Raw genomic sequence first — 21,859 nt, forward strand, 5'->3', positions numbered from 1 at the left:
GCTCGTTCAGCCGGCCGGCGGCAGGTCGGCCGGGCTGTTGAGGTTGGCGAAGGCCTCCGCGACGTCGTCGAAGGCCACTTCCACCCGCCGGCGGCTGCGCTGCCAGGCATCCACCTTGCGCCCGCCTTCGGCGAGATAGGCGTCCAGCGCCGGCAGCAGCGTGCGGCGGCACAGGCAGAACACCGGGTGGCTGCGTCCGCCGGTGGCGGCCACGGCGATCTCCGCGTCGTGGGCGAGCAGGGCGGCGAGCAGGCGGGCGACCAGGTCGGCGGGCAGCAGCGGTGCGTCGCAGGGTGCGGTGGCCACCAGCTCGTGGCGTGCGCGTCCGAGTCCGGCGTGCAGGCCGGCCAACGGCCCGGCGAAGCCGGCCAGGTCGTCGGCGAACACCGGATGGCCGAAGCCGGCATAGGTGTCGAGGTTGCGGTTGGCGCTGATCAGGACCTCGTCCACCTGCGGCGCGAGTGCGGCAATGACGCTCGCCGCCATCGGCCGGCCGCGGAAGTCGACCAGCCCCTTGTCCACGCCACCCATGCGCAGGCCACGGCCGCCGGCGAGGACGAGGCCGCTGATCGGAGGGCGGGGCGTGGTCGGGTTCATGGGCGGATTGTAGCCGGCATTGCGCCACACCCGCCCGCAGCGTGGAGTGCCCCGCTACAATGGGCGCCGATCGCAAGCGTCTTGCCCATCTGTCGCCCGTGGCGCCTGCCGCCCGGGCGCATGTCATTCTGGATTTCACATGTCCGAGCAGTTCTTTTCTCCCTGTCCGCGTGGCCTCGAGCCCCTGCTGGTCGACGAACTCGCCGCCCTGGGCGCGCAGGCGCCGCAGGCGGTGCCCGGCGGGGTGGCCTTCGGCGGCGACTGGACGACCTGCTACCGGGTGAACCTGGAGAGCCGGCTGGCCACGCGCGTGTTGTGGCGGGTGGCCGGCGGCCGTTACCGCGGCGAGGAGGACATCTACCGTATCGCCTACGCGCCGACCTGGGCGAAGTGGTTCACCGCGGACGACACGTTGCGGGTGTACGTGACCGCCAAGCAATCGCCGCTGAAGAGCCTGGAGTTCGTTACCCTGCGCATCAAGGACGCGGTGTGCGACCACTTCCGCACCGTGGCCGGGCGGCGGCCCAGCGTGGATACCGCGAACCCGGTGGTGCGCATCCACGCCTTCCTGACCCGCGACACGGTCACGCTCTACCTCGATACCTCGGGCGATCCGCTCTACCGCCGCGGCTTCAAGCGTGCCGCGGTGGAGGCACCGCTGAAGGAGAACCTGGCCGCGGGCATCCTGCGTCTGACCGGCTGGCAGCCGGGCGAGCCGCTGGTCGATCCGATGTGCGGCAGCGGCACCTTCCTGATCGAGGCGGCGCAGATCGCGCTCGACATCGCCCCCGGGCTGGGGCGCAGCTTCGGCTTCGAGCGCCTGCGCCAGTTCGACAAGGGCGCCTGGGCGGCGCTGCGCAATGCCGCCGAAGCGCGTCGCAAGCCGGTCCGCAGGCTGGCGCTCTACGGTTCGGACATCGTCGGCGAGCAGGTGCGGCGCAGCCGGGTGAACCTGGAAGCGGCCGGCTTGGCCGACTGCGTGTATCTGGATCGCATGGACGCGCTGGAACGTGCCGCGCCGGCACCGGAAGGGGTGATGGTGACCAATCCGCCCTACGGCGTGCGTATCGGCGAGGCGGAAGAGCTGGCTGCGCTCTACCCCAAGCTGGGCGATGCGCTGAAGAAGCGCTGGAGCGGCTGGCGTTGTTATCTGTTCAGCGGCGATCCCGACCTGCCCAAGCTGATCGGGCTCAAGGCAAGCAAGCGCACGCCGCTGTTCAACGGTGCGCTGGAATGCCGGCTCTTCGAATACCGCATGATCGCCGGTTCGAACCGGCGCAAGGACGAGGGCAACCCGCCGGCGTGAGACGTCCGCGTGTAGGAGCGGCCTTGGCCGCGATGCGGCTTGCCTTGTTCCACGGGCCGCATCGCGGCCAAGGCCGCTCCCACGACAGAAGCGGGCCGTGCGCGACCCGGCTCAGACGATGTCCAGGTGCTGGATGCCCGACTGCAGGTCGCGGTCGCCGTGGCGGCTGTTGAGCTTGATCTGCAGGCGCAGATCGTTGATCGAGTCGGCGTTGCGCAGCGCGTCTTCGTAGCTGATCTTGTCCTCTTCGTAGAGGTCGAACAGGCTCTGGTCGAAGGTCTGCATGCCCAACTCGCGTGAGCGCTTCATCACTTCCTTGATGCCCGGCACTTCGCCCTTGAAGATCAGGTCGGCGATCAGCGGCGAGTTGAGCAGGATCTCCACCGCCGGCACGCGGCCCTTGCGGCCCTTCATCGGCAGCAGGCGTTGGGAGATCATCGAGCGCAGGTTGAGCGACAGGTCCATCAGTAGCTGCTGGCGGCGGTCTTCGGGGAAGAAGTTGATGATCCGGTCGATGGCCTGGTTGGCGCTGTTGGCGTGCAGGGTCGCCAGGCACAGGTGGCCGGTTTCGGCGAAGGCGATCGCGTAGTCCATGGTCTCGCGGTCGCGGATCTCGCCCATCAGGATCACGTCGGGCGCCTGGCGCAGGGTGTTCTTCAGCGCCGCCTCCCAGTTGTCGGTGTCGATGCCGATCTCGCGCTGGCTGACGATGCAGTTCTTGTGCGCGTGTACGTATTCGATCGGATCCTCGACCGTGATGATGTGGCCGTAGGAGTTCTCGTTGCGGAAGTCCACCATTGCCGCCAGCGAGGTGGTCTTGCCGGTGCCGGTGCCGCCGACGAAGATCACCAGGCCGCGCTTGGCCATCGCCACGTCGCGCAGCACGGTGGGCAGGCCGAGTTCGTCGAAGGTCGGGATCTTCTGCGCGATGGTGCGCAGCACCAGGCCGACGCGACCCTGCTGGATGTAGGCGTTGGCGCGGAAGCGACCGATGCCTGCCGGCGAGATGGCGAAGTTGCATTCCTTGGTGGATTCGAACTCCGCCGCCTGGCGGTCGTTCATGATCGCGCGGGCGAGCTCGGCGGTGTGCGCCGGCGACAGCGCCTGATTGGACTGGGGCACGATCTTGCCGTCGATCTTGATCGCCGGCGGGAAGCCCGAGGTGATGAATAGGTCGGAGCCGTTCTTCTGCAGCATCAGCCGCAGCAGGTCGTGCATGAACTTGAGTGCCTGGTCGCGTTCCATCTTGCGTTCCTCCGGCCGGGCGCCCGGCCGTGTTGTCCTGTCGATGCACGGACCGCATCGCGCGCGGCCCCGCCGGTCGCCCGGAAGAAGCTCCGGGCGGAACCCTTACATGAAGCTGTCCTTGTTCTGCGCGCGCACCTTGGCTTCCGCGGCGGAGACGACGTTGCGCCGCACCAGGTCGGCGAGGCACTGGTCCAGGGTCTGCATGCCCACATTCTGGCCCGTCTGGATGGCGGAGTACATCTGCGCGATCTTGTTCTCGCGGATGAGGTTGCGGATCGCCGGGGTGCCGATCATGATCTCGTGCGCCGCCACCCGGCCGCTGCCGTCCTTGGTCTTCAGCAGGGTCTGCGAGATCACCGCGCGCAGCGACTCGGAGAGCATAGCGCGGACCATGTCCTTCTCCGCAGCCGGGAAGACGTCCACGATGCGGTCGATGGTCTTGGCCGCCGACGAGGTGTGCAGGGTGCCGAACACCAGGTGGCCGGTCTCGGCCGCGGTGAGCGCCAGGCGGATGGTCTCCAGGTCGCGCATCTCGCCCACCAGGATCACGTCCGGATCCTCACGCAGCGCGGCGCGCAGCGCGTTGGAGAAGGACATGGTGTCGCGATGCACCTCGCGCTGGTTGATCAGGCAACGCTTGGATTCATGCACGAATTCGATCGGATCCTCGACGGTGAGGATATGGCCGTACTCGTTCTCGTTCACGTAGTCGATCATCGCCGCCAGCGTGGTGGACTTGCCCGAGCCGGTCGGTCCGGTCACCAGCACGATGCCGCGCGGCTGGTTGGAGATCTCTTTGAAGATCTTCGGCGCGTTCAGCTGCTCGAGGGTGAGCACCTTGGACGGAATGGTCCGGAACACCGCGCCTGCGCCGCGGTTCTGGTTGAAGGCATTGACCCGGAAGCGCGCCAGGTTGGGCACCGCGAAGGAGAAGTCGCACTCCAGCGTCTCTTCGAACTGCTTGCGCTGGGAGTCGTTCATGATGTCGTACACCATCGCGTGTACGTCCTTGTGCTCCATCGGCGGCAGGTTGATGCGGCGCACGTCGCCATGGACCCGGATCATCGGAGGCAGGCCGGCGGAAAGGTGCAGGTCGGAGGCGGAGTTCTTGACCGAGAAGGCCAGCAGTTCGGTGATGTCCATGGGGCGGGTACGGAGCCTTGCGACGGATGCGGGCGAAGCGGGCGGAAAACGGCCCGGTGCTATACTCTGCCGGCCGTTTTTCGGGGGCCGGGGCAGGCGCTATATGACATCAATCTCCACCAACTTGCAAGCCGTGCGCGACCGCATCCGGGCAGCGGCGCAGGCTTGCGGGCGGGGGCCGGAAGAGGTCGTGCTGCTCGCGGTGAGCAAGACCTGGCCGGCCGAGGCGGTACGCGCGGCGGCCGCCGCCGGACAGCGCGCCTTCGGTGAGAACTACGTGCAGGAGGGCTGCGCCAAGGCCGAGGGGCTGGCCGAACTCGGCCTGGAGTGGCACTTCATCGGCCCCCTGCAGAGCAACAAGACGCGGCAGGTGGCGATGCATTTCGACTGGGTGCACAGCATAGACCGGCTGAAGATCGCCGAACGCCTGTCTGCCCAGCGCGACGTGCATCGTCCGCCGCTCAACGTGTGCATCCAGGTTAACGTCAGCGGCGAGGCGAGCAAGAGCGGCGTGGCGCCGGCCGATGCGGCGGCGCTGGCTCAGGCCGTGGCGGGCTTGCCGCGGCTGCGACTGCGTGGACTGATGTGCATTCCCGAGCCGACCGACGATCCTGCGCTGCTGGCGGCGCGCTTCGGCGTGCTGGGCGAACTGCGTGCCAGGCTGGCCGGCGAGGGGCTGGCGCTCGACACCCTGTCGATGGGCATGTCGCACGACCTGGAAGCCGCGATCGCCGCGGGTTCCACGATGGTCAGGGTGGGTACGGCGATCTTCGGCGAGAGGCGTCAGGCTTGAGCACACCGCCCGGTGCTCAAGCCTCACTCTTCACGACGCAGCAGAGTACGGACATGAACATTACCTTCCTCGGCGGCGGCAACATGGCCGCGGCATTGATCGGTGGTCTGGTCGACAAGGGCTTCCTCGGCAGCGCGATGCAGGTCGTCGATCTGCAGGCGGAGAGCCGCGAGCGCCTGGCGAAGCGCTTCGGCGTGCGAGCGATCGAAGCGCTGGACGATGCGGCGCTGGCCTGCGATGTGCTGGTCCTGGCGGTCAAGCCGCAGCAGATGAAGGCGGCGCTCGCGCCGCTGGCCGGCCGCCTCGGCGGGCAGCTGGTGGTCAGCATCGCTGCCGGCCTGCGCCTGGCGGACCTGTCGCGCTGGCTCGGCGGGCACCGTCGGCTGGTGCGCTGCATGCCCAACACGCCGGCACTGATCGGCGCCGGCATCACCGGCCTGTTCGCCGATCCGGCGGTGGACGGCACCGGGCGCGACGCGGCCGAGCGCGTGCTCTCCGCAGTGGGCAGCACGGTGTGGATCGCCGACGAGGCGCAGATGGATGCGGTGACCGCGATCTCCGGCAGCGGCCCGGCCTATGTGTTCCACTTCATCGAGGCCTTGCAGGCGGCCGGCCAGGGCTTCGGCTTCGACGAGGCCACCGCACGCAAGCTCGCCATCGATACCGTGCTCGGCGCCGCCCGCCTGGCCGCGGAGTCGCCCGAACCTGCCTCGGTGCTGCGCGAGCGGGTCACTTCCAAGGGGGGCACCACCGAAGCCGCGTTGAACAGCCTGGCCGCGGCCGGCTGGCACGACGCCCTGGTTGCCGCCGCGCGCGCGGCCGAGGCGCGCGGGCGCGAACTCGGCGACGAACTGGGCAGGGACTGAACCATGCTCGGCAACATCCTCCTGCTGGTGCTCGACGTCGCCTTCGGGCTGCTGACCCTGATGCTGCTCGCGCGCTTCTTCATGCAGTGGCTGCGGGTGCCCTTCCACAACCAGGTCGGCCAGTTCGTGCTGGCCACCACCGACTGGCTGGTACGCCCGCTGCGCCGCTTCCTGCCGGGGCTGATGGGTCTGGACCTGGCCAGCCTGCTGCCGGCCTGGCTGCTGCAGACGCTGTTCGTGTTCATCGAGTTCAGCCTGCGCGGCGTGCCGCTGGGCGGTCATCCCGCCGGGGTGTTGCTCGGGCTGTGGGGGCTGGGCCTGATCGAACTCGCGCGCATGGCCATCTACCTGGTGTTCGCGGTGGTGCTGATCTCGGCGGTGCTGTCCTGGGTCAGCCCGCATGCGCCCGCAGCCGGGGTGTTCCATCGCCTGGCCGATCCCTTCCTGCGCCCCTTCCGCCGCGTCATTCCGCTGGTGGCCAACGTCGACCTGTCGCCGCTGGTGTTGCTGCTGGTGCTGCAGATCGTGCTGATGGTGGTTTCCGGCTTGCGCGGCAGCTTTGCGCCGCTGCTGTTCGGCGGATGAGCACTCCCTGGTTGCGGCAGACCGGCGAGGGCTGCGTGGTGCTCAGCCTGCATGTCCAGCCCAATGCCCGGTGCACCGAGTTTGCCGGCCTGCACGGCGAGGCGATGAAGCTGCGCCTGGCCGCGCCGCCGGTGGACGGCAAGGCCAACCTGGCGCTGTGCGGTTTCATCGCAGAATTCTGCGAAGTCCCGCGTCGCGCGGTCAGCCTGCTGTCCGGTGAAAGCTCGCGTGCCAAGCGCGTGCAGGTCGAAGGCGTCGACGACGAAACCTTGCGGCGCCTGCGCCGATTGGGCTGAACCACAGCTGCCACGGCCCGCGGCGCCGTGTTAGCCTCCTCCGAAAAAGAGCAGCACCATCAGGAGGAGACATCATGAGCCACGTGGATCGTTACGCCGATCTGCACGCCGCGTTCCGCTGGCAGGTCCCGGAGCGCTTCAACCTGTTTCAGGCCTGCTGCGCCCGCTGGGCGGGCGAGTCGGGGCGTATCGCGCTGTATGCCGAAGACGCCGACGGTGGCCGCGCGCAATACAGCTATGCCGATCTTCACGACGCCGCAGTCCGCCTGTCGTCCGGGCTGGCAGCGTTGGGCGTGGGGCCGGGCGACCGGGTGGCGATCGTCATGCCGCAGCGCTTCGAGACCGCGGTGGCCTACATGGCGATCGCCCGCCTGGGCGCGGTGGCCACGCCGCTGTCGGTGCTGTTCGGCCCCGAGGCGCTCGAGTACCGCCTGCAGGACAGCGGCGCGGTGCTCGCCCTGTGTGACGGCGCCGCCCTGCCGGCGCTGCGCGAGATGCGCAGGCAATGTCCGGATCTGCGCGAACTGGTGGTGGTCGACGAGCCGCCCGCGGGCGCAGGCGAGACGGCCTGGCAGGCGCTGCCCGGCGCTGTCATGCCCGAGGCGGCCGATACGCGGGCCGACGACGGCGCGGTGCTGATCTACACCAGCGGCACCACCGGCCCACCCAAGGGCGCGCTGATCCCGCATCGTGCGCTGCTCGGCAACCTGCCGGGCTTCGTCGCCAGCCAGAACGGCTTTCCGCGCCCGGGCGACGTGTTCTGGTCGCCGGCGGACTGGGCATGGACCGGCGGGCTGTGGGACGCGCTGATGCCTACGCTGTACTTCGGCCATCCCATCGTCGCCTGGCGCGGGCGTTTCTCGCCCGACACCGCCTTCCGCCTGATGGCCGAGTACCGGGTGACCAACACCTTTCTCTTCCCCACCGCGCTGAAGGCGATGATGAAGGCCTGGCCGCGCCCGCGCGAGCACTTCGATCTCAAGCTGCGCGCGATCATGAGCGCCGGCGAGGCGGTGGGCGACACGGTGTTCGAATGGTGCCGCGAGGCGCTCGGCATCACCGTGAACGAGATGTTCGGGCAGACCGAGATCAACTACATCGTCGGCAACTCGTGCGAGGACTGGCCGGCACGCCCGGGCTCCATGGGGCGCGCCTACCCCGGCCATCAGGTCGCGGTGATCGACGACGCCGGCCACCCGCTGCCGCCGGGGGAACCCGGCGAGGTGGCGGTCAATCGCTGCGACGTGCATGGCGACCCGGACCCGGTGTTCTTCCTCGGCTACTGGAACAACCCGGCGGCCACCGCGCGCAAGTACAGCGGCGACTGGTGCCGCACCGGCGACCTGGCGGTGCAGGACGAGGATGGCTACCTCTGGTACAAGGGGCGCGCCGACGACGTGTTCAAGGCCGCCGGCTACCGCATCGGCCCGTCGGAAGTGGAGAACTGCCTGGTCGGTCATCCGGCGGTGGTCAACGCCGCGGTGGTGCCCAAGCCCGACCCCGAGCGCGGCGCGCTGGTGAAGGCCTTCGTGGTGCTCGCCGCCGGCTTCGAGCCGGGCGAGGCGCTGGTGGCCGAGCTGCAGGCGCATGTGCGCGGCAAGCTCGCGCCCTACGAGTATCCGAAGGAGATCGAGTTCATCGACGCGCTGCCGATGACCACTACCGGCAAGGTGCAGCGCCGCGTGCTGCGCCTGATGGAAGAGGAGCGCGCGCGTCGTCGATGAAGTTGGTCGGGCGTCGATATGCTGGATTAGGGCGCATCCACCATTCTTGCCCGGCTACTTGCCCGAGGCAGGGGAGATGAGTCTGTATCGTTCGACTTCGAACACCGGCAGCAAGCTTGCACCCTGGTGGAGGGCCGGGCGCCCCTCCACCACGATGCGTTGTTGCTGCAGGTTGGCTGCGTCCGATTGTTCGATTCCGCGGAGTTGCCACAACTGGTGGTCGTCGGTGCGGAGTACCGCGTAAGTCTTGGGGGCGTTGCCCTTCAGCGTAAGGACACCGGTCAGTTCTTGGGTTGTGACAGGCGGATTTGAGTAGGCGCAGGCTGCCGTCAGCGATGCAAGCGCCAAACTCACGAAGCGACGACGGTTGATACGATTCACTGCACTATCACGCTGAGCGTTGTCTGGGGCGGTACGGATATGACTTCGCTATAGCTGTCATCGAGCCCGCTGCGCAGTGCGGGGAAATGTCCCCAGGCATTGAGCAGGAAGGGGCGGGTGGCAGGGATGCGTCTGATGCCCACGTAGTCCGGTCCATTGACTGACGGCAAGGTGAAACCTTGGTCGACTCGGACAGGAAAACCAAAACCTTGAGGAGAAGCCTCGCCAGGCAGCAGGGCGAGCGAAGTACCCCAGCGCCGGATCGCATCTGCAAGCCCTGCACCGCCCGCCCTGCGAATGGCGCCATCGAGAACATCGAAACTCTCCTCGCTGCCATGATCTGACAACAGATCACGATAGAAATCCACTCCGTAGTGCCGGAGCAGCCAGCCGCCGAAAGGACGGAGGACTACGTAGCTGAAGCAGTCGGATGAGTAGTTCTCGTCCCAGAGTGTGAGATCGCAGTTGAAGTTGCCTGTCGACAGCCAAGCTGGGATGTGGTCACGCTGCATTGCGTTGTAGGCCGGGTCGAGACGGTAGTTGAGCAGGTCTTCCATCATCATCGCCGAAAGCTCTTCAAGCCAGGTATCAAAAGCGGCCTGCGCACCGATCAGTACGTCGCGCTGGTAGAAGAGGATCATGTGTACGAACTCGTGCACCAGTGTGTCCAACTGGATGCGCAGACCCGCATCGCCTGCGAGGTAGAGTGTTTCGGTGTCCAGGAAGAAAGCGAGTGATTCATTGGATGCTGGTTCGACCGAGCGGGTGAAATTATTGAGTGCCCAGAAAAAGCCCACGAGTCCGTACGGTGCGCCGTCGCGGTCGAAGTTCAACAATACGATATCGATCGCTTGATCGCCGTCGATCAGGCCTGGGATTTCGTGAGGCCCCCAAGGCTGCCCGGCTACGCTAGTCGTCAGGCTGTAGATCGAATCGCTTCCCTGCGCGAAACGGTTGATCAGCGTGTCCAGCAGGGCATCGCTCACGCGCTGTTCGCCAGATTCGCCGTCCTCCAGCCAGAGGTTCACTTGCCTCCCATCCAGTGCCTGTGCGGTTCGACGCAGCGTCGTCGCACGCGAACCCTGATCGATGTCATTCCATGTCCGTCCGCTGCCAAGCAGGTTGGCTTTCCGAGTGAGGGACAAGCGCTCATCCGGTGGTGCCGGCATAGCTGCAGCCCGCGCCAATGGAGGGCTGTAGTCGCGGATGCGGGGTGGAATGATGTTGTAGGGGCGGTCGTTCTCGCTGCTGCGTTCCTGACGAGCCATGCCGCTCGCCACGCGATTTGCCAGCGGAACCTGAGACATGATTTGTCCCGCTGCACTGTTGTTGGTGAATACCAGTGTTGCCGAACGTCCAGCAGTGCCCAGCAGGCTTACCGGTACCTCGACCGTACTGGTTTCCGTATTGGTGTAACGCCAGATCCCGACGCCGTTGCCAATGAAGTCGGTGGGGCCCTGTGCGCCGCAATGCTCACCGCTGCAGTCCGCCACGAAGGCATTGTCCTGGGTGACCGGCGCGGGCGCAGGGGTATCTGTGCCGGGCGATGCCGAACCTCCTCCCCCTCCTCCCCCGCCGCCCCCACAACCGGTCAGCAATGCGACGACAAGAGCAACGTAGTGCGATCGGAAGAGACGAGATTTCATCGTTCTGGAAGTTCTCATAGGAAGCCAATGGGCTGCAGCCTTTGTGGTCGGGCCTTCGAATCACTGCTGATCATCGTAGCCTGCTGCCGGGCGGGATGGAGATCGAGGCAATGACCTTGACATGATGCTGATGTCAGGCTGGAGAATCAAGACAACGGAAACATGTGCGCAAGGTGCCGGTAATTCGCTGCGGGGCTCCCGCAGCGACCCTGCGTCTTTACACCGGTGGTCTTACTCGCCGAACATCACCTGGCCTTCGACCAGGGTGTAGCGCACCCGGCCGGGCAGTTCGCGACCAAGGAAGGGCGTGTTCTTGCCCTGGCTGCGCAAGGTCTGGCGGTCGATCGCGGTGCTGCCCGCGGGGTCGAACACGCAGATGTCGGCGCGCGCGCCGGGTGCCAGATGGCCGGCCTTGGTGATGCCGACGATCTTCGCGGCGTCCGCGGTCACCCGGGCCAGCGCGTCGGGTAGCGCGACATCGGCTTCCTGCGCCCACTTCAGGGTCAGCGGCAGCAGCAGCTCCAGGCCGGTGGCGCCCGCCTCGGATTCGGAGAAGGGGGTGAGCTTGCCGTCGTCGTCCACCGGGGTGTGGTCCGAGCACAGCGCGTCGATGCGCCCGTCGGCCAGCGCGGCGCGCAGCGCGTCGCGGTCGGCGTCGCTGCGCAGCGGCGGCACCAGGTGGCAGTTGGCGTCGAAGTGGCCGATGTCGCGGTCGCACAGGTGCAGGTGGTTGATCGACACGTCGCAGCTCACGTCGATGCCGTCGGCGCGCGCCTGCTCGATCAGGCGCAGGCCCGCGGCCGAGGACAGGCGGGTGATGTGCAGGCGTGCGCCGGTGGCCTGTGCCAGCTGCAGGTAGGTGTACAGCGCCACGGTTTCGGCGGCCACCGGGATGCCGGGCAGGCCCAGGCGGCTGGCGTATTCGCCGTCGTGCGCAAAACCGCCGCGCGACAGGAAGGGGGCGATGGGCTGCAGCCAGACGCGGAAGTCGAAGGTGGCGGCGTACTGCATGGCGCGCATCAGCACGGCGTTGTCCACGATGGGCACGTTGGCCTGGCTGAAGGCCACGCAGCCGGCCTCGACCAGTTCGGCCATCTCCGACAGGCGCTCGCCCTTGAGGCCGATGGTGAGCGCGCCGACCGGGTAGATGTGCGCGCGGTTGAGCTTCTTGGCGCGGTAGCAGAGCATCTCCACCAGGCCGGGTTCGTCCAGCGCGGGGTCGGTGTCGGGTGGGATCGCCAGGCTGGTGACGCCGCCGGCCATCGCCGCTTCCATTTCGGACTCCAGCGTGGCGCGGTATTCGAAGCCGGGTTCGCGCAGGCGCGCGGCGAGGTCGATCAGGCCGGGGCAGACCACCAGCCCGGTCGCGTCGATCACGCGCTCGGCGGTGAAGCCGTCCGGCGCGCGGCCGTGGGCGAGGATGCGGCCGTCGGCGACGAACAGATCGGTGACGCTGTCGAGCTGGTTTGCCGGGTCGATCACCCGGCCGTTGGCAATCTGGATTCTCATTGGCGTTCTGCGTCCTTGCTTATTGTCCGGCCAGCATGCTCATCACCGCCATCCGCACCGCGATGCCGAAGGTGACCTGCGGCAGGATCACCGCCTGGGCGCCGTCGGCCACGGCGGAGTCGATCTCCACGCCGCGGTTCATCGGCCCCGGGTGCATGACGATGGCGTCGGGTCTGGCGAGTGCGAGCTTCTCCGCGGTGAGCCCCCAGACCTTGTAGAACTCCTGCGGAGTGGGGAGCAGGGCGCCGTTCATGCGCTCGTTCTGCAGGCGCAGCATCATCACCACGTCCACGTCCTTGAGCCCTTCGCGCATGTCGTGGAAGACGCGCACGCCCAACTGCTCGAGCGCGGTAGGCAGCAGGGTCTTGGGGCCGATGACGCGGATCTCCGGCACGCCCAGAGTGCGCAGCGCGCCGATCTGGCTGCGCGCCACCCGCGAGTGCAGCACGTCGCCGACGATGGCCACCGTCAGCTTCGTGAAGTCGCGCTTGTAGTGGCGGATGGTGTACATGTCCAGCAGCCCCTGGGTGGGGTGGGCGTGGCGCCCGTCGCCGGCATTGACCACGTGGATGTGCTCCCGCCCGGTGGCCTGCAGGTGCTGGGCGATCAGCACCGGCGCGCCGCTGGCGGCGTGGCGCACCACGAACATGTCGGCCTGCATCGCGCACAGGTTGTCGACCGTGTCGAGCAGGCTCTCGCCCTTGGAGGCCGAGCTGGTGTTGATGTTGAGGTTCACCACGTCGGCCGACAGGCGCTTGGCGGCGATCTCGAAGGTGGTGCGGGTGCGCGTGGAGTTCTCGAAGAACAGGTTGAACACGCTCTTGCCGCGCAACAGCGGCAGCTTCTTGACCTCGCGTTCGGCGACCTCGGTGAAGGGCGCGGCCGTGTCCAGGATGGCAGTGAGGATCTCGCGCGGCAGGCCGTCCAGGGTGAGCAGGTGCTGCAGCTCGCCGTGCTTGTTCAGTTGGGGGTCACGCATCGATCAACCTCAGGGCGAAAGTACCGTCCTCGGCGCGTTCCAGTTGCAGGCTCTGCGAGGCGGGCAGGGGTTGGGGCAGGGTGTGGGCGCAGTAGCGCGCGCCGATCGGCAGCTCGCGCCCGCCGCGGTCGACCAGCACGGCGAGCTCGACGCAGGCCGGACGGCCGAAGTCGAACAATTCGTTGAGCGCGGCGCGGGTGGTGCGGCCGGTGTACAGCACGTCATCGACGATGATCACGTGCGCGCCTTCGACGTTGAACGGAATCTCGGTGCGCTGCGGTTGGGGGTGCAGGCCCTTGGAGCCGTAGTCGTCGCGGTAGAAGGAGACGTCGATCGCGCCCAGCGGCTGTTTCAGGCCCAGCGCCTGGTGCAGGCGTTCGGCCAGCCACACGCCGCCGGTGTGGATGCCGACCAGGGCGGTGTCGGCGCTGACCTGCGGGCGCATCTGTTCGATGAGCTGCGCGCAGAGGGCTTCTGCATCAAGGTTTGGCATGTCGGTGTGCGTCCAGGAAGTGTTGCAGGATGATCTGTGCGGCGGCGGCGTCGAGCACTCCCTTGCGCTCCTGCCAGCGGCCCATGCCGGCGTCGCGCAGGCGACCCTCGGCCTCGGCCGAGCTCAGGCGTTCGTCCACCTGCGCCACCGGCAGGCCGAAGCGGCCGTGCAGCTGGTTGGCGAAGCGCCTGCAGCGCGCGCTCATGTCGTGTTCGGTACCATCGAGATGGGCGGGGATGCCCACCACCAGCGCCACCGGTCGCCATTCGGCGATCAGCTTGCCGATGGCCGCGAAGCGCAGCGCGCCGGCTTCTTCATGCACCGTGGTCAGCGGACTGGCCTGGGCGGTTTCGAGTTCGCCGACCGCCACGCCGATGCGGGCGAGTCCGAAGTCGAAGCCGAGCAGGGTGCCGCGTGCGGGCAGGGACGCGAGCGCAGCTTCAGGCATGCCCCGCCACGTCGCTGAGGTTCGCGAAATCGATGCCGAGCTGTTGCATCGCGGCAGCCAGCCGTTCCTCCGGAGGCAGGTCGAAGATGATGGACATGTCCGCCGGCACGGTCAGCCAGGCGTTGTCGGCAAGCTCCTGCTCGAGTTGGCCGGCCGCCCAGCCGGCGTAGCCCAGGCTGACCAGGATCTCCGCCGGTTCGCCCTGGCTGCCGATGGCCTGCAGGATGTCGCGGCTGCTGGTCAGGCCGACCTCCTCGCTCACCCGCAGGGTGGAATGCCAGTCGCCCGCCGGGCGGTGCAGCACGAAGCCACGGTCGGTCTGCACCGGACCGCCGAAATAGACCGGCTGGTCGGTGAAACCTTCGGCTTCCAGCGGAAGCTCCACCCGCTCGAACAGGGCGCCGAGGGTCATGTCGATCGGGCGATTGACGATGATGCCGAGCGCGCCCTGATCGTTATGTTCGGCGATGTAGGTGAGCGTGCGGGCAAAATTGGGATCCGCCATGCTGGGCATGGCGATCAGGAAGTGATGCGTGAGGTTCGAGGTCATGCTGCTCATGCGATCATTTTACGCGCTTGCGCGGCGACAAGCAGGGGAAACCTGCGGCCGTCCACGCTTGTCGCTACCCACTCGCCCCTGACCGGAACACCCCGATGAATACCGCCCTTGTCTGGTTTCGCCGCGATCTGCGCAGTTTCGACAATGCCGCGCTGTCGCAGGCGCTGGCACAGTTCGACCGCGTCCATTGCGCTTTCGTCTTCGATACCGAGATTCTCGATGCGCTGCCCGCGCGCCGGGATCGCCGCGTCGAGTTCATCTGGCACGCCGTCGCGGAGCTCGACCGCGCGCTGGCCGAGCTTGGCGCCGGGGCCGGGGTGCCGGGCGCCGGGCTGATCGTCGCGCATGGTCGGGCCGACCGGGAGATCCCCGCCCTGGCCCGCGAACTCGGGGTTCAGGCGGTGCTCACCAACCGCGACTACGAACCCGAGGCGCTGGCGCGCGATGCCCGGGTGATGCAGGCCCTGGCCCGCGACGGCATCGCCTTTCGCGCCTTCAAGGACCAGGTGGTGTTCGAGAGCGACGAGGTGCTGACCCGCGAGGGCCGCCCGTTCAGCGTATTCACGCCCTACCGCAATGCCTGGCGGCGACAGCTGGACCCGGCGCGCCTGCAGCCTTTTCCGGTGGCCTCGAACGCTGCGCGGCTGGCGCCCCGGCCGCTGCAGCGGGACAACATGCCGGCGCTCGCCGCACTGGGCTTCGAGCCCACCGATCTCGCCGCCCTCCGCTTGCCGACCGGGATGAGCGGCGGGCGGGCGCTGGTGGACGATTTCATGGGCCGCATCGGGCGCTACCGCGAGGCGCGCGACTATCCGGCGCTGAAGGGGGTGTCCTACCTGTCCACCCACCTGCGTTTCGGCACCGTGTCGGTGCGCGAACTCTTCGCCCGGGCGCTGGCCGAGGGCAGCGAGGGCGCACAGTGCTGGGTGGATGAGCTGATCTGGCGCGAGTTCTACCAGATGATCCTGTGGCACCACCCGCGGGTGGTGAGCGCGAGCTTCCGGCCCGAGTACGACCGGGTGCGCTGGGAGGACGATCCCGCGGGATTCGAAGCCTGGCAGGAAGGGCGGACCGGCTACCCGATCGTCGATGCGGGCATGCGCCAGCTGCGCCAGAGCGGCTACATGCACAACCGCCTGCGGATGGTCGCCGCGTCCTTCCTGACCAAGGACCTGGGCATCGACTGGCGTCTCGGCGAGCGCCACTTCGCTGCGCTGCTCAACGACTACGATCTGGCGGCGAACAACGGCGGCTGGCAGTGGGCGGCGTCCACCGGTTGCGACGCCCAGCCCTACTTCCGCATCTTCAATCCGGTGACCCAGTCCGAGCGCTTCGACCCCAAGGGTGGCTTCATCCGGCGCTATGTGCCGGAGCTGGCCCGGGTGCCGGAGCGTTACATCCACGCGCCGTGGAAGATGAGCGCGGCAGATCAGGCCGCGGCCGGGGTGCGCATCGGGCGCGACTACCCGGCACCGCTGGTCGACCACGGCGAGGCGCGCCAGCGCACGCTGGCACGCTACGCCGTGGTCAAGGGCTGAATCCGCGGGCCGCGCCGGCGTTCAAGCCGTGGCGGTGTAGCCCGCGAGCAGGCCGAGCAGTTCCTCTTCCTGGAAGGGCTTGCCGAGGTAGTGGTTGGCGCCGATCTCCTCGGCGTAGCGGCGGTGCTTGTCCGCCAGCCGCGAGGTGATCATGATCACCGGCACCGCCCGGGTGCGTTCGTCGGCGCGGATGTTGCGCACCAGGTCGAAGCCGTCCATGCGCGGCATTTCGATGTCCGACAGGATCACGTCGGGCACCGTCTCCAGCAGCTTCTCCAGGGCGTCGACGCCGTCCTTGGCGGTGATCACGCGGTAGCCTTCGCGTTCGAGCAGGCGGCCGGTGATCTTGCGCACGGTGAGCGAATCGTCCACCACCATGATGCTCGGAATCCGCGCGGCGGCCGGTGCCGCCTGCACGCCGCCGGCAGCGATGTCGTCGCCCGGCGATTCGTCGGCCCCCAGGCCGCGGCTGGCCAGGGCCACCGGGTTGAGGATGAGCACGATCTCGCCGTCGCCCAGCACCGTGGCACCGGAGACGCCCACCAGGCGGGCGATCTGCGGGCCGGCGTTCTTGACCACGATTTCCTGGTTGCCGCGCAGCGCATCGACATGCAGTGCCAGGGTCTGTGCGCCGGCACGCAGCAGCAGCACCCAGTTGAAGCGCTGGACTTCCGGCTGGGTGTGGTGGTCGCCCAGCAGGCGCGGAAGGTAGCGGTAGCTGTAGTGCTCGTCCTGCCAGTCGGTGCCGCCTTCGCTGCGCAGGCGCTCCAGGGCGTCGGTCTTCAGTTCGAGCACCTGGGCGATCATGCTAGACGGGATCGCCCAGCTGCGGTTGCCGGCGCGTACCAGCAGGGCCTGGGTGACCGCCAGCGTGAGCGGCAGGTAGATGCGGAAGCTGGTGCCCTGGCCGGGTTGGCTGGCGACCTCGATTCGCCCGCCGACCGCGGCGGTCTCGCTCTTGACCACGTCCATGCCGACGCCGCGGCCCGACACGGTGGATACCGAGCCGGCGGTCGAGAAGCCGGGGACGAAGATCAGGTTGGTCAGGCGACGGTCGTCGGCCTGCTCGTCGGCGCCCAGCAGGCCGGCGGCGCGGGCCTTCTCGGCGATACGGGCAAAGTTGAGACCGGCGCCGTCGTCGGCCAGCTCGATCGCGATTTCATTGCCTTCCTGGCGCACGGTCAGGGTGATCTCGCCGATCTCCGCCTTGCCGGCGGCGCGGCGGGCTTCGATGTCCTCGATGCCGTGGGCCACCGAGTTGCGCAGCAGGTGCTCGAGCGGGGCGACCATGTGCTCCAGCACGCCGCGGTCGAGTTCGATGCGGCCGCCGCGCAGGTCCAGCGTGGCGCGCTTGCCCAGGTCCTTGGCGCTCTGGCGCACCACGCGGTAGAGGCGGTCGGCGAGGCTGTCGAAGGGCACCATGCGCACCTGCATCAGCGCCTGTTGCAGCTCGCGCGACATGCGCGCCTGGCTGTGCAGGGCGACGTCGGCGCCGTCCAGGTTCTTCAACAGGTTCTGCTGCACCGTGGTGACGTCGTTGACGCTCTCGGCCATCATCCGGGTGAGTTCCTGCAGACGGGTGTAGCGGTCCATCTCCAGGGGGTCGAACTCGGCGTGGTGGCTTTCGGCCTGGGCGATGCGCGACTGCATCTGCACTTCGGCCTGGATCTCCACTTCGCGCAACTGGTTGCGCAGGCGGATGACGTTCTCGGTGAGGTCGAGCAGCGAGCGGCGCAGGGTGCGCAGTTCGCCCTCGATGCGGGTACGTGCGATGCCGATCTCGCCGGCCTGGTTGACGAAGCTGTCCACCGCGTCGGCGCGCACGCGCAGCGTGGCGCTGCCTGCCGCGGCTTCGGGCTCGGCGGCGATCTCCACCGTCTCGGCGGCGGCGGCCTTGTCGGCGGGGGCGGTGGCTGCCTCGATGGCCGTCGTGGGTTCGCCGCTGGCCAGCGCGTCGATGGCCTGCTCGACCACGTCCAGGCCGCCTTCGAGGTAGTCGATCAGCGCGCCGGTGTCCTGTCCGGTCTTGCGCTGGGCCTCGAAGGCCGATTCCATCTGGTGGACGTGCTCGCCGAGGTTCATCGCCCCGGTCATGCGCGCGCTGCCCTTGAGGGTGTGCAGCAGGCGGGCGATGCGCTGCGGTTGCTCCGCGTTGGCTTCTTCGCCGCGCCAGGCGCGCAGTGCGCCGTGCAGCTCGCTCAGCAGCTCGGCACCTTCCTCGAGGAAGATCGGCAGCAGCTGGGTGTCGATCTCGTCATGCACCGGCGCGGCGGGCGGGGGCGCCGGCAGTTCGGCGGCAGGTGCGGCCTGCTCCTCGACCGGGGCCGCGAGCGGACGCTCGGACGGCTCTTCGGCGCGTGGCGTTTCCACGACCGGGCTCTCGACCGGCGGGCGACCGACGGCCTCGAGCTGTTCGATGAGCTCGGGCACCGGCAGGGGCATGCGCCGGTCCGTCACCTCGACGAACATGGCCTCGAGCGTCTCCAGCGTGCTCTGCAGCAGGGCGGCCTGCTCCGCGGTCGGCGGAATCTGGTTGTCCCGGCTGCGCGTCTGGGCGTACTCGAGGGCACGTGCCAGCGCCTGCAGCGGCATCATCCGGGCCGTGCCCGAGATGCCGCCCAGGGTATGCGCGGCACGGATCGATACTTCCGGCGGCAGCAGGACCGGGTTGCTCTGCAGGCGGGCGAGTTCCTGATGCAGGGTCGCCAGGTGATGGCGCGCCTCGGCAAGGTAGAGGTCGTACAGCGGGTGCGAGATCTCCGCATCGCCGATGCGCACGAGATCGGGCTCGGGGGGCGCTTCGGGCCCGGATTCAGGTTCGGACTCGGGTTCGGGCTCGGCGGTCGCTTCTGCCGGCGCGGCGGGCGGCGGTTCGGGCAGGATGATGGTCGCTTCTTCATCCCAGTCGGCGCTCGCGGGCGGCGCTTCGGCCGCCGGCTCGGTTGCGCGCTGCTTGTCGAGTTCGAATTCGCTCTCGAGGTCGAGCTCGAACTCTTCCAGCGAGGCTTCCTCGATCTCGGGGGCTGCTTCGGCTTCCGCGGCGGCAGACGGCTCTGCGGACTCATCCTGAGCCGGAAGCAGACTTTCGTCAGGCCCGGCGGCAGGCGCCTCTTCCGCCGGCAAGTCGAACTCGGTCGCTTCGATCGGTTCGGGGAAGGGCTCGAACTCTAGTTCTTCGGCGGTCTGTGCTTGTGCCTCCGCGCCCGTTTCGGCGGGCGCCTCGCCGGTGGCCGGGGCAGTCGCCGCTTCCTCGGACGGATGGCCGAACGGCAGGATCTCGCCTTCGCCGGAGAGTTCCAGGTCGAAGGTCGGCACGCTGTCGGCCGCCGAGGCGGCTTCCGCGGGGGCGGTTTCCGGAATGATCCCGGGGTCGTGGATCGGCGCATCGCTGCTGCGCAGGCGCTCGGCTTCAGCCAGGAGCGCAGTGGCGTCGCGGCCGTGCGGACCGCCTTGCTCGAGTTGCTCCACCCAGGCGCTGAAGGTCTGGTGAGCGGCATCGACGAGGTGGTGCAGGGCCGGCGTGGGCGTCCATTCGAGCTGCAGCCAGCGGTTGAGGGTCTGCTCCAGCCCCCAGGCGGCTTCGCCGAACTCGCGCAGGCCGACCATGCGTCCGCTGCCCTTCAGGGTGTGGAAGCCGCGCCGGATGGCGGTGAAATACTCGGTGTTGGACGGTTCGGTGCGCGACAGCTCCAGGTGTTCGCCGATCGATGCGAGCACCTCGTGGGCTTCTTCGATGAAGATGTCCAGCAGTTCGGCGTCGATCTCCTCCTCGCTGGCCTCGATCAGCCGCCGGGTTTCGGCCGCCGGAGCGGGAACCTCCACCGGCGCGGGACCGGGCTCGGTGGTGAAGTCCTCCTCGGCGAGGATCTCCTCGGGTAGCGCGAGCTCCGCGAGCGCGGGCTCTTCCGGTGGTTCGGCGGCTGCCGTTTCCTCGGTGGCCGTGGGGGCTTGTTCCGCTTCCGGCTCGCCGACGGGCTGGCGCTCGGCTGCGGTGGTGGCCGGCTCCTCGGGCATGACGGCGACGGCCTCTTCTTCGGCGAGGGGCGGAGGTTCCACCGCTTCCGCCTCGGGGGCGTCGGGGTTCAGGAAGCGCGCCAGGCTGGCTGGGCCGTGCTGGAGCGCCTGGATGTAGAAGCCGAGCGCGGAGAGTCGATGGGCGAGGGACTCGGACTGGCCGGGCTCGACCGGCGCATCGGCCTCGGCGAGGGCTGCGATCTCGTCGGCGGCCTCGTGGACCAGGGCAATGGCCTCGTCGTCACCGAGCAGGCTCAGCGCACCTTCGATCTGATGCAAGGGCGCGCCGAGCGAGGCGAGCGGGGCGCGCTTGTCGTTGTTGCGGAAGAAGTCGTCCAGTGCCTGCTCGATATGTGCAAGGCTGGAGATGATTTCGCGCGACAGCTGGGCGAGCGCTTCGCGTTCCTGGTTGCGGCGGGCCCCCTGGGTGGTCGCGGAGTTTTCTGCTGCCTCGACCGCTTCGCCGCGCATCATCGCGGCAATGCGCTTGAGCGTGTCGGCGACCTGCGAGGAGAAGCTTGCATCCGGGCCGCCGCGCTCGAGAGCGGCTTCGCCGAGCAGCAGCGCAGTGGCGATCTCGAGCGACAGGGCTTCGTTGAGCTGCAGCGGATCCTTGCGCAGCCACTGCAGGAAACCGTCCAGCCCGACCAGCAGGCGCACGAAGGCCGGGCGGCCAAGCTGCTCGGACTGCTGGGCAAGCTCACGGAGTTGGGTCTCGAAGCGGGGCAGGGCCGAGGCGCCGCCGCCGCAGAATTCGTCCCAGGTTTCCTTGGCCGCACTGAGCCTGTTGCGCAGGCCCTGGAGGAGGGGGCCGAGCGGAGCATCGCTGACCGCGGAGCCCGGTTCGGGGATCAGCGCATCCAGCTGCCAGGTGTCGTGCACCTCGCGCTGATGAGGGGTGGTGGCCGGTGCCTGGGCGACGCGGTAGAGGACTTCGCGCATCAACCGGTCGGGGACGGTGCTGTTGCCGCCCAGCGTGCGGCGCAGCTGGGCGTCGAGCTGCGCGCAGAGCTTCCGGGTTTCCAGGTCGGGCGGGAGATCGCCGGCGGCGAGCGCTTCGAACAGCGCGATGCTGGCCCACCACAGGGCGCGCGCGGGAGAACTGGCCAGCGTCTGTTCGATGCCCGCGACCGCGTCGCGCATGGTGTGCGCGCCGGCCGGGTCCTCGGGAGCGCGTAGCCAGCCGAGCAGGCCGAGTTCGAACTGGGTGCGCAGTTCCCGCAAGCGGGTGCGGCGAGCCTCGTCCGACAGGGGGGCGGGGGTGGGCCGGCGCGGCGGGCGACGGCCGAGGTCGGGGAAGAACAGATCGGCTGCCGGAACGCCTTCACGGCCGCGGGCGGACTGGATCTCGCCGTAGAGAGCGGCCAGCCTCAGTGGCTGGTCGGCGGCCCCGTGAACCAGTTCCTCGAGGTAGTTGCCGATGGCCGAGAGACTGCGACGGCCGAGCTCGAGCAGGCGATCGTCCGCGGTCAGTTCGCCGCGTACCGCAGCGCCGAGCAACTGGTCGAGCGCATCGGCGAACTGCGTCAGGCCGTCGAGTCCGACGATCGACAATGCGCCGCGCGCCTGGTGCAGGTGCGTCTGGGCGAACTGCACCTGGCTCGCCGGGTCGGCAGCCGATGCCGCCTGCTCGAGCCCTTCGGTCGCGCGTGCGAGTGCGTTGTCGATTTCGCCCTTGACCCAGGTCAGTGGGCCGAGATCGCGTTCCGTTGCATGCGTCATGTGTCGGTCTCT

At 68.5% G+C, this 21,859-nt stretch carries 18 protein-coding genes; 7 read left to right on the forward strand and 11 right to left on the reverse strand.

What is annotated here, in order from left to right; genetic code table 11:
- Nucleotides 1-6: 6 nt before the first annotated feature.
- Nucleotides 7-597 (reverse strand): molybdenum cofactor guanylyltransferase MobA, encoded by a 591-nt coding sequence (mobA, locus tag IAI53_RS15975; protein ID WP_187719130.1) that lies wholly within the window; start codon nt 595-597, stop codon nt 7-9.
- Nucleotides 598-736: 139 nt separating this feature from the next.
- Here mobA and IAI53_RS15980 point away from each other — a divergent pair, with 139 nt between their 5' ends.
- Nucleotides 737-1,903 carry a THUMP domain-containing class I SAM-dependent RNA methyltransferase gene (locus IAI53_RS15980; protein ID WP_187719131.1) on the forward strand — a complete coding sequence of 389 codons (1,167 nt, stop codon included), beginning with the start codon at nt 737-739 and terminating at the stop codon, nt 1,901-1,903.
- Nucleotides 1,904-2,014: 111 nt separating this feature from the next.
- On the opposite strand, the gene IAI53_RS15985 is transcribed toward IAI53_RS15980, so the two are convergent.
- The gene (locus tag IAI53_RS15985) at nt 2,015-3,148 is read right to left on the reverse strand and encodes a PilT/PilU family type 4a pilus ATPase (RefSeq protein ID WP_187719132.1); all 1,134 of its coding nucleotides are present in this window, start codon (nt 3,146-3,148) and stop codon (nt 2,015-2,017) included.
- Between the two features lie 105 nt (nt 3,149-3,253).
- Nucleotides 3,254-4,294 (reverse strand): type IV pilus twitching motility protein PilT, encoded by a 1,041-nt coding sequence (locus tag IAI53_RS15990; protein WP_187719133.1) that lies wholly within the window; start codon nt 4,292-4,294, stop codon nt 3,254-3,256.
- A 103-nt stretch (nt 4,295-4,397) separates the two neighbouring features.
- On the opposite strand from IAI53_RS15990, the gene IAI53_RS15995 reads away from it, so the two are divergent.
- From IAI53_RS15995 to IAI53_RS16015, 5 genes are all read left to right on the forward strand, one after another.
- Nucleotides 4,398-5,087, forward strand: coding sequence for a YggS family pyridoxal phosphate-dependent enzyme (locus IAI53_RS15995; RefSeq protein WP_187719134.1), 690 nt, complete (start codon nt 4,398-4,400; stop codon nt 5,085-5,087).
- 53 nt (nt 5,088-5,140) lie between these two features.
- Nucleotides 5,141-5,953, forward strand: coding sequence for a pyrroline-5-carboxylate reductase (gene proC / locus IAI53_RS16000; RefSeq protein ID WP_187719135.1), 813 nt, complete (start codon nt 5,141-5,143; stop codon nt 5,951-5,953).
- Between the two features lie 3 nt (nt 5,954-5,956).
- Nucleotides 5,957-6,538 (forward strand): YggT family protein, encoded by a 582-nt coding sequence (locus IAI53_RS16005; RefSeq protein WP_187719136.1) that lies wholly within the window; start codon nt 5,957-5,959, stop codon nt 6,536-6,538.
- On the forward strand, nt 6,535-6,834 hold the full coding sequence (locus tag IAI53_RS16010) for a DUF167 domain-containing protein (RefSeq protein ID WP_187719137.1): 300 nt from the start codon (nt 6,535-6,537) through the stop codon (nt 6,832-6,834). Before IAI53_RS16005 ends, IAI53_RS16010 begins: the two co-directional genes overlap by 4 nt.
- Before the next feature lie 74 nt (nt 6,835-6,908).
- A complete protein-coding gene (locus IAI53_RS16015) occupies nt 6,909-8,558 on the forward strand; it encodes an acetate--CoA ligase (protein ID WP_187719138.1) in 1,650 nt (549 codons plus the stop codon).
- Nucleotides 8,559-8,612: 54 nt separating this feature from the next.
- On the opposite strand, the gene IAI53_RS16020 is transcribed toward IAI53_RS16015, so the two are convergent.
- From IAI53_RS16020 to IAI53_RS16050, 7 genes are all read right to left on the reverse strand, one after another.
- A complete protein-coding gene (locus IAI53_RS16020; RefSeq protein WP_187719139.1) occupies nt 8,613-8,939 on the reverse strand; it encodes a hypothetical protein in 327 nt (108 codons plus the stop codon).
- Nucleotides 8,936-10,585, reverse strand: coding sequence for a M30 family zinc metallopeptidase (locus tag IAI53_RS16025; RefSeq protein WP_187719140.1), 1,650 nt, complete (start codon nt 10,583-10,585; stop codon nt 8,936-8,938). The genes IAI53_RS16020 and IAI53_RS16025 overlap by 4 nt, the downstream gene beginning before the upstream one ends.
- A 231-nt stretch (nt 10,586-10,816) precedes the next feature.
- A complete protein-coding gene (locus tag IAI53_RS16030; RefSeq protein ID WP_187719141.1) occupies nt 10,817-12,094 on the reverse strand; it encodes a dihydroorotase in 1,278 nt (425 codons plus the stop codon).
- Between the two features lie 19 nt (nt 12,095-12,113).
- On the reverse strand, nt 12,114-13,073 hold the full coding sequence (locus tag IAI53_RS16035) for an aspartate carbamoyltransferase catalytic subunit (RefSeq protein WP_187719142.1): 960 nt from the start codon (nt 13,071-13,073) through the stop codon (nt 12,114-12,116).
- Nucleotides 13,066-13,566 carry a bifunctional pyr operon transcriptional regulator/uracil phosphoribosyltransferase PyrR gene (gene pyrR, locus IAI53_RS16040; protein ID WP_187719143.1) on the reverse strand — a complete coding sequence of 167 codons (501 nt, stop codon included), beginning with the start codon at nt 13,564-13,566 and terminating at the stop codon, nt 13,066-13,068. Before pyrR ends, IAI53_RS16035 begins: the two co-directional genes overlap by 8 nt.
- A complete protein-coding gene (gene ruvX / locus IAI53_RS16045; protein WP_187719144.1) occupies nt 13,553-14,014 on the reverse strand; it encodes a Holliday junction resolvase RuvX in 462 nt (153 codons plus the stop codon). Before ruvX ends, pyrR begins: the two co-directional genes overlap by 14 nt.
- Nucleotides 14,007-14,573, reverse strand: coding sequence for a YqgE/AlgH family protein (locus tag IAI53_RS16050; RefSeq protein ID WP_187719145.1), 567 nt, complete (start codon nt 14,571-14,573; stop codon nt 14,007-14,009). Before IAI53_RS16050 ends, ruvX begins: the two co-directional genes overlap by 8 nt.
- 95 nt (nt 14,574-14,668) lie before the next feature.
- Between IAI53_RS16050 and IAI53_RS16055 the strand changes: the two genes are divergently transcribed.
- Nucleotides 14,669-16,111, forward strand: a complete 1,443-nt coding sequence (locus tag IAI53_RS16055; protein ID WP_187719146.1) for a cryptochrome/photolyase family protein — start codon at nt 14,669-14,671, stop codon at nt 16,109-16,111.
- Nucleotides 16,112-16,132: 21 nt separating this feature from the next.
- Here IAI53_RS16055 and IAI53_RS16060 read toward each other — a convergent pair whose 3' ends face one another.
- A complete protein-coding gene (locus IAI53_RS16060) occupies nt 16,133-21,847 on the reverse strand; it encodes a hybrid sensor histidine kinase/response regulator (RefSeq protein ID WP_187719147.1) in 5,715 nt (1,904 codons plus the stop codon).
- Between the last annotated feature and the right edge of the window lie 12 nt (nt 21,848-21,859).

This window comes from Thauera sedimentorum (genome assembly GCF_014489115.1).
GTDB classification, from domain to species: domain Bacteria; phylum Pseudomonadota; class Gammaproteobacteria; order Burkholderiales; family Rhodocyclaceae; genus Pseudothauera; species Pseudothauera sedimentorum.